Below are 9,305 nucleotides of genomic sequence, written 5' to 3'. Positions count from 1 at the left end.
TGCTTCATCGGTCACGCTGGCGTTAACGGTAAATTCGCCTTCGGCCAATTCTGCAGGTACATCAACGCTATAGGAGCCGTCTGCTTGCACAGTGGCGGTCACGGTTTGCGTGTTACCTGCGCTATCGGTAATGGTTAGTGTAACCGTGCTGCCAGGAGTGGCATCAGTGGTACCTGAGAGAGTAGGCGTGGTGTCGTTATCAGAACCTGGCGCATTAATAGTAATGGTTGGGGCAGTAGCATCAATTTCGCCTGTGGTAGAACTATCTGCAGTATTACCAGTAGGCTCTAATACGGTGGCGTCTACAGTAAATTCACCATCGGCCAAAGCGTTTGGTACGTCTACACTGAATGTGCCATCGTCCTGTACGGTAGCCGTAACAGTTTGAATACTTCCTGCACTGTCGGTAACGGTGAGTGTAACTGTACTACCTGGAATGGCTGAAGTAATGCCTGATAGTGTTGGCGTAGTATCGCTTGTTAAGCCAATCGCATCTAGGGTAAGAGAAATGTCTTGTGCTTGTTCACCAGTATCAGAAAACTCAACGGGCGCAACATCGTCGTTGCCATTAGCATTTTGGTCGAACTGGAATCCCACTGGGTTGACTTCTTCATTTATGCGGTCAACGCGCACAAAGTTACTACCACCATCAGTACCAGCACCGCCGTCAAGACCGGCCGCTGTAGCCTCTAGCGACTCCAAAATATCGCCTTCCCCAGCAAGCACGTCAAGGAAGTCAGCGTCACCATCTTGATTGTTACTGTCAATGCCTTCAACACCGTCAAGTAATGCTGTTAGCTCATCCACACTCTCGTCAAAAACGGCAAATTCATCGTCGGAGTTGCTTTCGGTAAAGTCTAATTGCAACGGGAAAGTAATGCTTTGTCCTGCTGGAAGTGTGCGCAGTTCTCCATCTACGCTGACGGTAACATACCCATTAGGTGATACATTCAATACGTCGCCTTCGGCCACCACCATACCAACACTAACATTGACCTGCTCACCGGTTTCTCCGCGAATTAAAAAAGCTTCGCCGTTTACTTCCGCAATGATTACTTCAGCCATGTTTCCCTCTCTTCCAATAAATTTTCACACTATACAAAAAGCGTAGCAGGGCTTTTCCAACTCGTTACCGGACCGTAGTACGGGTGGCACATATCCTTTGGTATAAAACCTAGGTAGTTACCCCTAATTTATTAATTTTTAGTCTAATAATTGTGAGTTGAGTTTGCAGAAATACACATAGCGTCTACTTTTTAAAAGTAAGAAACGACACAAATGTCGCCTCGTTTTTGTATAGTGAGACATATATATGAAGTTCATGAAATCAGTGCTCACCAGAGTTGTTATTGGGGCAACTGGCGCTGTGCTAGCTCATGCTACTATTGCTCAAAGTAATGTTGTTGGTAACTCGTCTGTCAGCTTGGAAGACTATGTACGCAAGGTAGTAAATGAAAATCCAGAAGTGCAAGCCAGTTGGCGACAACTTCAAGTAGCAATGGCAGATGTCGACATTGCGCGTGGCGGCTTTCGCCCTCAGGTAGATGTATTGGCCTCTAGTGCTTATACCGACAGAAACTATGGGTTAGATCGCGAATACATGGGGCATACTGGGCAAATTACGTTAACCCAAATGCTATATGATGGATTCTTAACTAGCAGTGAGGTTAAGCGTTTTAAGCAAGCACAAGTGGTACGCTTTTTCGAACTAATGGGCGAAATAGAGCAGAAGTCTCTAGATACATCTTTAGCTTATATGGACGTGCAGTTGTTCCGGGAGCTTTTAAAGCTTGCTGAAGAAAATTTGATTACTCACGTAGATGTATTCAAACAAATTGAAGAGAGTGTTGAGGCAGGTGTCGGTCGCAGAGCTGACTTAGAACAAATCAGTGGTCGTCTGTCTCTAGCCGAGTCTAATGTTTTGACTGAGCTATCTAACTTACACGATGTAACTGCACGCTTTTTGCGATTAGTGGGCGAAAAACCTGCTCAAAATCTTCAATCAGTAACGATAAATTCTGCCTTCGTTGATGCAAATGTAACGGATATTCAATCGTTGCTGACCAGTGCATACGGCACAAATCCTCAGTTCAACGCTGCTATTTACAATATAGATGCACAACGTTATGCGGTTGATAGCGCAAGAAGTCTTTACCACCCTCAGTTGAACCTGACCGCAAGTTATGGTGCGCAAACACGAGATCAAGCTGCATTAAATAACACCATTACCGAGGCGAGCGTTGGCGTTAATTTTTCTTATAACTTGTATAACGGCGGTTCGGACCGCGCAGCGATTCGACAAGCATTGTCGCAGGTTGATTTAGCAAAAGACTTGAGGGACAAAGCCTGTATCGATATGAGACAAACGGTACAAATTGCTTACAACGACATTATTAATATATCTGAGCAGCTACCTTCACTTAATGCTCATCGCTTATCTTCAGACCGAGTGAAGTCTGCGTATATGGACCAATTCACCATAGGCGAACGCTCACTACTGGATTTACTTGATTCAGAAAATGAGTACTACGAATCAAGTCGCGCTTATTTAGAGGCGCAATATACTCTGGAAAAAGCTCGCGTAAGACTGCTTGCAGCTTCTGGAAGCTTGGCGAATACATTAGGGATCACAAAGGAAGGCGTGCCTGATGTATTAGACAAAGCAGAAGAAAAAATTACTTATGACCCCAACTATGTCTGCCCAGCCGTTCGCACCAACTTTGAAGATGAGTTGAACATACTCAAACGGGACACTGATGGTGATGGTATTGTCGACTTATGGGATGACTGTGTTGATTCAACGCCGGGCGCTGCGGTAGATGATTTCGGCTGTGAAGCCAAAGAGCCTGAGATGGTGCCAGAGCCAAGTGCCGCAGACTTCACGTTAGACAATGCGAATATAATAGAGTCTTTTAACGTCAACATTGAATTTGCATCTAATTCGACGGAGGTTTTGCCTAAGTACGAAAATTCGCTGCAAGACGTGATTAATGCGCTTAACAACGACCCCAATTCTGGCGTCATCATTCACGGCCATGCTTCTTTAGATGGCGATGCGGCATACAACCAGCGCTTGTCTGAACGCAGAGCAAAGGCAGTTGCGTCGTTGCTGATGACCAAAGCCAATATAGAAGCAAGAAGAATTACTGCGGTTGGTTATGGAGAGAGTCGTCCACTCGTTGATGAAGAATCAGATGAAGCGAATGCTCGAAATCGCAGAATTGAAGCGGCTATTATCCAGCTTCCTACTAACGAATAGCGATGTGTAGGCCTATATGAAGGAAAAGAAGGTCGTAGACGACATATCTTATTTGGAGAGACAAGGGGGAGTGTTGATGGATTGTTTAATAACAATCTGTCATGCGCATCATTTGGAAGTCTCTCGTGTTAGCCTACTTAGCGGGTTGCCTTTAGATCAAGGTGAACTATCGCCCACAGGATTTGAGCGCGCGGCTAAGCGAGCTGGACTCGCCAGTAGAACTGTAAAACGCGACTTAGATCATATCAATACTGCAATATTACCTGCGGTTTTAGTGCTCAGAGATAAGCAAGCCTGCGTACTACATGGGCTAGACAAAACGCATGCCAGAGTTTCATACCCGGAACTCGATGATGCAGTGGTCGAAGTGCCAAGAGATGAGCTAAGTGCTAGTTATACAGGGTATATCATTTTTGCTCGGCCCGAAATGAACGCGCAAGAAACCAATGCGCAGATAGACAAGTCATCAGTAGGACATTGGTTGTGGTCATCTATCAAATCAGCAAAAGGTCTGTATAAGGATGTACTAGTAGCCTCTGTTTTTATTAGCCTGCTTTCCATTGCCCTGCCTCTTTTTGTAATGAATGTATATGACAGGGTGGTGCCAAACGCAGCGCTGGAAACATTGTGGGCGCTAGCTGTTGGTGTTTTACTTGTGCTAGCGGCAGATTTTTTACTACGCATGCTTCGGCAGTACTTCGTTGAATTGGCGGCGAGCCGGTTGGATGTCACGCTGTCGGCAAAAATAATGGAAAAAGTACTGTCTATAAATTTGGCAAGCAAACCTGCTAAAAGCGGTTCATTTATAAACAGTCTGCAGTCTTTTGAAAGTATCCGGCAGTTCTTTGGTTCTGTCACTTTAGTGGCACTGGTTGATTTACCTTTTGGGCTACTGTTTGTAGTCATTATCGCCATGATTGATTTCTATCTGATCATTCCAATCCTTATTGGGGCCACTGCGCTTTTTCTTTATGCAATGAAAGCGCAGCGGGTAATGCGCTCTTTGTCAGAAGAATCGATGGAAATTAGTTCTCGTAAAAGTTCGCTTGTGACTGAAAGTGTAACGTCTTTAGAGGATGTTAAAGCTTTCGGTTACCAAAGTAGACACCAAAGTGCGTGGGAAAAACAGACGATATTTCTTGCCAAAGTGAACGCTAAACTCCGTTTAGTATCAATGTCGGTAAATAATGCAGCACTTTGGATCCAGCAATCGGTGGGGGTGGTTATCATCCTTACTGGCGTTTACCTCATTATTGAGGGGGTAATCACACAAGGTGGGTTGATTGCTGCTTATCTACTATCAAGCCGAGCAATGGGACCGGTTTCACAGGCTGCTGCATTGCTTGCGCAATTTCATCACGCTGAAACCGCAAAGAATGCCCTTGATGACATTATGTCGCTACCAAGTGAAACAGGCAGTAATAAACAAATAAAAAACAACGTTGCACTTAAAGGAAACATTGATGCTAGCCAACTTTGTTTTAGATATCCCGACGAAACCGTATTCGCATTAAAAGACATGAGCTTCTCTATCAAGCAAGGTGAGCACGTTGCTATCTTAGGCAAAAACGGATGTGGAAAATCAACCTTAAACAAGCTCCTCATGGCTTTTTACCGTCCTGAATCCGGACAACTTTTGTTGGACGGAATAGACCTACAGCAATATGACCCTACGCTACTACGTAAACAAATAGGCTATGTACCGCAAGACGTGAGCCTTTTTCATGGCTCACTAAAAGACAATATTTTGCCAGATGACACACATATCGACGACGCTGAGTTTTGGGAGGTCATAACTCAGTGTGGTTTGGCAAAGCTTATTAATGGGAGCGTGAGTGGCATAGAGCAGAATGTAGGAGAGCGCGGCTGCTTGTTATCTGGCGGACAACGTCAAGCTGTTGCTATGGCAAGAGCTATAGTGCGAAACCCAGCGATTTTTATCATGGATGAGCCTACATCAGCCATGGATTCAACCAATGAAGCAAAAATGAAGGAAACGATCAAGGCGGCGACAGCAGGTAAGACTCTTATTATTAATACGCACAGAACCACATTGCTTGATTTGGTAGAGCGCGTAATTGTTGTAGAAAACGGAAAAGTGATTGCCGACGGTAAAAAGGAAGAGGTGCTAGTGCAGTTTAAACAGCCCAGTCAAGTATTGAAGAGAGCGCCATGATTTTGAAAAGTGATGGTGAGAAAAAAGACTGGTTACAGCGGCTAATGCGAGGCTGGCTTGCGCCGCCCCCTGGTCAAGATTGGGTGTTAGAAGCAGAATGGTCACGCATTATGCAAACGCCAGTGAAAGCCCGTGGTTTACTCTATGCAGTAGTTATCACGCTGTTTCTGTTGGTGGTGTGGTCTTACTTCGCAGAAATCGACGAAGTAGCCAAAGGTGATGGCAAAGTTATTCCGTCTCAACAGCTTCAAGTGCTGCAGTCTTACGATGGTGGGATAGTACAGGAGATTTTAGTACGCGAAGGACAAACGGTTAAAGCAGGGCAGGTGTTGTTGAAAGTAGACCCGACACGTTTTTTGTCCAGTTTGGAAGAGAATACCACGCAATTTGCAGCACTTGCTGCGAAGGTTCAGCGCTTGTCAGCACTTACTCAGGGAGAAGTGTTGCGTTTTAATCGAAATCTTCGCGAACAGGCGCCTACCATTGTTGATAACGAGCGAAAGCTTTACAACTCTAATTTAGCCGAACTTGATGAAGTAGCGGCGGGGTCTGATTCTCGTATCATGCAGCGTCGACAGGATGTTGAAGAGGAAAGGGCAAATCTTTCCCAATATCAGAACGTATTATCCCTTTCTAAAAAAGAGCTTGCGGTAACCAAACCATTGTTGGCATCAGGTGCAGTTTCAGAAATAGAAATCCTTCGATTAGAGCGTCAAATAGTAGAGCTAGAAGGCAATATCACAAAGTCTAAAGTCGCCATTGAGCGAGGCATTAATGCCATCGAAGAAGAAATTATCAAGAAAGAAGAAGCGCGTTTGAAGCTTGTTAATCGCTGGAATCAAGAATTGACCGATGCCACCGCTGAAATGGCAACCTTACAACAGTCTCAAACGAGTTTAGAAGATGTGGTATCGCAAGCTGACTTGCGTTCACCGATTAATGGAACGGTTCAACGGCTACTTATCAACACGGTGGGTGGTGTGATCACGCCAGGAAGCGCGGTTGTTGAGCTTGTTCCTCAAGATGACCAACTTATCGTCGAGGCAAAAGTTTCGCCAAAAGATATCGCGTTTATAAGAGAGGGGCAGCCGGCCATTCTGAAATTTAGTGCATACGACTTTACCATTTATGGCGGAATGACGGCTGAAGTTCAGCACATTAGTGCAGATGCTATCACCAATGAAAAAGATGAAACTTATTACCTTGTAAGACTCGAAACAAAGCGCAGTATCGCCGATGAGTCTCTTGATATTCTGCCAGGTATGATTGTGCAAGTAGATATTTTGACAGGTAAGAAAACGGTACTTAACTATATTTTATCGCCCTTGTTCAATGTGACAGCATCTGCGCTGAGGGAGCGTTAATGAGACATTTCATTGCTGAAAAAGACTTACAAGGTGCACTGACTCACTACACTTGGTCCAGTTATAGTAGTGTCACTCAGTTGGAGTGTGATGAGAGCGATTGCGTTTGGGTTTTGACAACCGATGATAGCTGGCGTCAACAGCTAATAGAGGCCAAACAAAAAGTTAATAACCTTGTACTGCTAACTTACAAATATGACCGCCCAGAAATGCAAACGGCGTTAATGTTAGGCGCTAGAGCGTACTGCCATGCATTGGGTACACAATCTCTACTCTCTTCGGTAGCACGTGTTATTGAGGCGGGAGGCATGTGGTTGCCCAATGAATTATTAACACAGACCACATCAAATATAGCCGCTAATATGCAAACGAAGCGGGTTCTGCCCTCATTACAGGGGCTTACAAACCGAGAGAAAGATGTATTGAATGGTATTTTGGAAGGGTTAAGCAATAAAGAGATAGCAAGAGAGCACGGTATTACTGAGCGTACCGTTAAAGAGTATGTCGGTACGCTCCTTCACAAGTTTGAAGCGAAAGACCGGATAAGCTTATTGCTTCGCTTAGGTGAGTTTAGTCATCTAAAAGATGCTCTATAACTTCAATATGAGAAACCACACCATCTATCCCTAATTCAATGAATAATTCTTGATGATCTGAGCGTTTAACGCCATCTGCATAGACCTTTATACCAAAAGTATGAGCAAGAGAGCAGAAACCACGTATAAAGGCGTGATTGGCTGGATTGAAATCGATATCTGCCATAAAGGCTGAATCAATTTTCACGTAGTCTAGACCCATCTCTTGAACGTTCAATAGTTGCGAAAAGGATTCTCCAACTCGCTTTAAACCCACTTCGCATTCTTTGGCTTTAAGCGTTGTACAAAAGTCTCTAAACTCATCGGGGAAGCGCGTAGCGGTGGATTCTCGCACCTCAAGGCATAATTGTTTTGCAGCTTTTTCGTTGGTTCCAATTTGATAATAAAGTTGAGCAAGAACTTCAGGATTAAGCATCAATTGCTCAGAACACAAAAAGGCAAACTTCGAGTCTGTATTGGTGCGGTTTATATAGTTAATTAAGCTGGTAACCGTAGTTAGCTCAAGCTGGGGTAAAAGCCCCAGATAGCGAGCCCAGTGGGTATAATAACCACTTTTTCTTAGTTCGCCATCTATCGTTACTCCCGCCCAACTTTGGTAGTGAACCAAATTGCGATCAATATCCAAAACGGGGAAGTTAAAGGTTTTTACGCCACATTCGTCAATAGTATTTTGTAATTCTTTTTCCCAGCGCTTTTGCTCTACTAAGCTAATAAATTCTTTGAGCGTTGACTCTATGAAGGGTTCGTCCATATCTAACAATTCTGCTTCGTCAATCATCGCATCTGCCCGCATTAACAAGGCAGAAAAACTGTCGTCAGCGCGGAGTTTAACAACGGATTGGAATACTTTCGGATCGCCAGCTTCACTGAATGCACTTAAGCAAGCGCCGTGGACTGCTTCTGAAATACCCATAGCGTCATGGGTTTCTGTAAGCAGAATAGCAAACTCGTTCTTCTGCATTCTTGCAATTCGACTGTCGGTAAACTGATGATGATGTAGTGATAAGCAGTCGTTAATTTCCTCGACGAAATCGCGAATACGCTTTTTTCTAATATTCGCCGGTGAGCGCAAAAAGCCTTCGCCTTCAGTGAATCTAACAAAGAACAGGCAGTTCACACCTTCTGTGTCTCTAAAAGCCAGCTGTCCTTTTAGAATTGAGATGAAATAATCCCTATTTGCTACACCAGACTCGTCATCGAATTGTGTTTTGTAGCGCATAAGGTCAAGACGCGTGTTCTCTTCCTCCATGATCTTTCTAGAATTAGTGGCGAGAAAATTCATCGCGCGAACAACGCGCTTGAGCTCTAATGTGCGAGGCTCTTTGAGCTGGATAAATTGCATTTTCTGGAATGATTCAGCCTGGCGCACAACACCGTCTAGAGGGCGAATAATGAAGCGTAATGCCCAGCCTCCCAATAGGCCCGCACATATACCTACAAGTGATAAACCGAAAATAAGTCGCTGTGTAGCTCGCCACATAGATGCAACCGCAAAGCTAGTGTCGGTTTCTACATAAACCGTGCCGTACTGACCCCAACCTTCGCTTACTTGAGCAATGCCTGGTTTGACGATGGGGGAAAAGTTGTGTGAGAACCACTGTGGCGTATCCTTATCTAATTGCACTTCATGTGTATGCGCAGAGACAATTTCGCCATCAGATTTTTGAAGTACGATAGAGGCATAATGACCAATATCAAATTGGGACATGATAAAGAGGTCTAGAGAAACTGGGTCTTTTTCAAGGCCACTTAACGTAAGAGCAAGCATGCTCGCATTGTCTAAGTTTTTTGAATAGAGTTGTTCTTCTACGTATTGTTTCGTAGTAAACCCATGAATTGTGACACTACCCGCAATTGCAACAAGGACGACAACTGCTATGGCAAGCCATAATTCTCTTGTTATTGACATA

General features: G+C 44.3%; 6 protein-coding genes. 4 read left to right on the top strand and 2 right to left on the bottom strand.

The window, feature by feature from the left end:
- The coding region (locus AC27KT_RS02055; protein WP_487126968.1) for a retention module-containing protein at positions 1 to 1,065 on the bottom strand (1,065 nt) is incomplete at its 3' end.
- A gap of 247 nt (positions 1,066 to 1,312) precedes the next feature.
- On the opposite strand from AC27KT_RS02055, the gene AC27KT_RS02050 reads away from it, so the two are divergent.
- From AC27KT_RS02050 to AC27KT_RS02035, 4 genes are all read left to right on the top strand, one after another.
- Positions 1,313 to 3,259 carry a TolC family outer membrane protein gene (locus tag AC27KT_RS02050; protein ID WP_487126966.1) on the top strand — a complete coding sequence of 649 codons (1,947 nt, stop codon included), beginning with the start codon at positions 1,313 to 1,315 and terminating at the stop codon, positions 3,257 to 3,259.
- A gap of 76 nt (positions 3,260 to 3,335) precedes the next feature.
- Positions 3,336 to 5,435, top strand: coding sequence for a type I secretion system permease/ATPase (locus AC27KT_RS02045; RefSeq protein WP_487126964.1), 2,100 nt, complete (start codon positions 3,336 to 3,338; stop codon positions 5,433 to 5,435).
- Complete coding sequence (locus AC27KT_RS02040) at positions 5,432 to 6,799, top strand: HlyD family type I secretion periplasmic adaptor subunit (RefSeq protein ID WP_487126962.1); 1,368 nt, start codon at positions 5,432 to 5,434, stop codon at positions 6,797 to 6,799. Before AC27KT_RS02045 ends, AC27KT_RS02040 begins: the two co-directional genes overlap by 4 nt.
- Entirely contained in the window at positions 6,799 to 7,395 is a 597-nt protein-coding gene (locus tag AC27KT_RS02035) for a response regulator transcription factor (RefSeq protein WP_487126960.1), read from the top strand. Before AC27KT_RS02040 ends, AC27KT_RS02035 begins: the two co-directional genes overlap by 1 nt.
- Here the strand turns inward: AC27KT_RS02035 and AC27KT_RS02030 are convergent.
- Positions 7,370 to 9,304: a bifunctional diguanylate cyclase/phosphodiesterase gene (locus tag AC27KT_RS02030; protein ID WP_487126958.1), complete on the bottom strand. Its 1,935-nt coding sequence runs from the start codon at positions 9,302 to 9,304 to the stop codon at positions 7,370 to 7,372. The two genes, AC27KT_RS02035 and AC27KT_RS02030, sit on opposite strands and share 26 nt — an antisense overlap.
- Position 9,305 lies beyond the last annotated feature (1 nt).

This window comes from Alteromonas sp. 5NW40-0090 (assembly GCF_057552975.1).
This window is presented reverse-complemented; position numbering and strand designations above follow the sequence as displayed.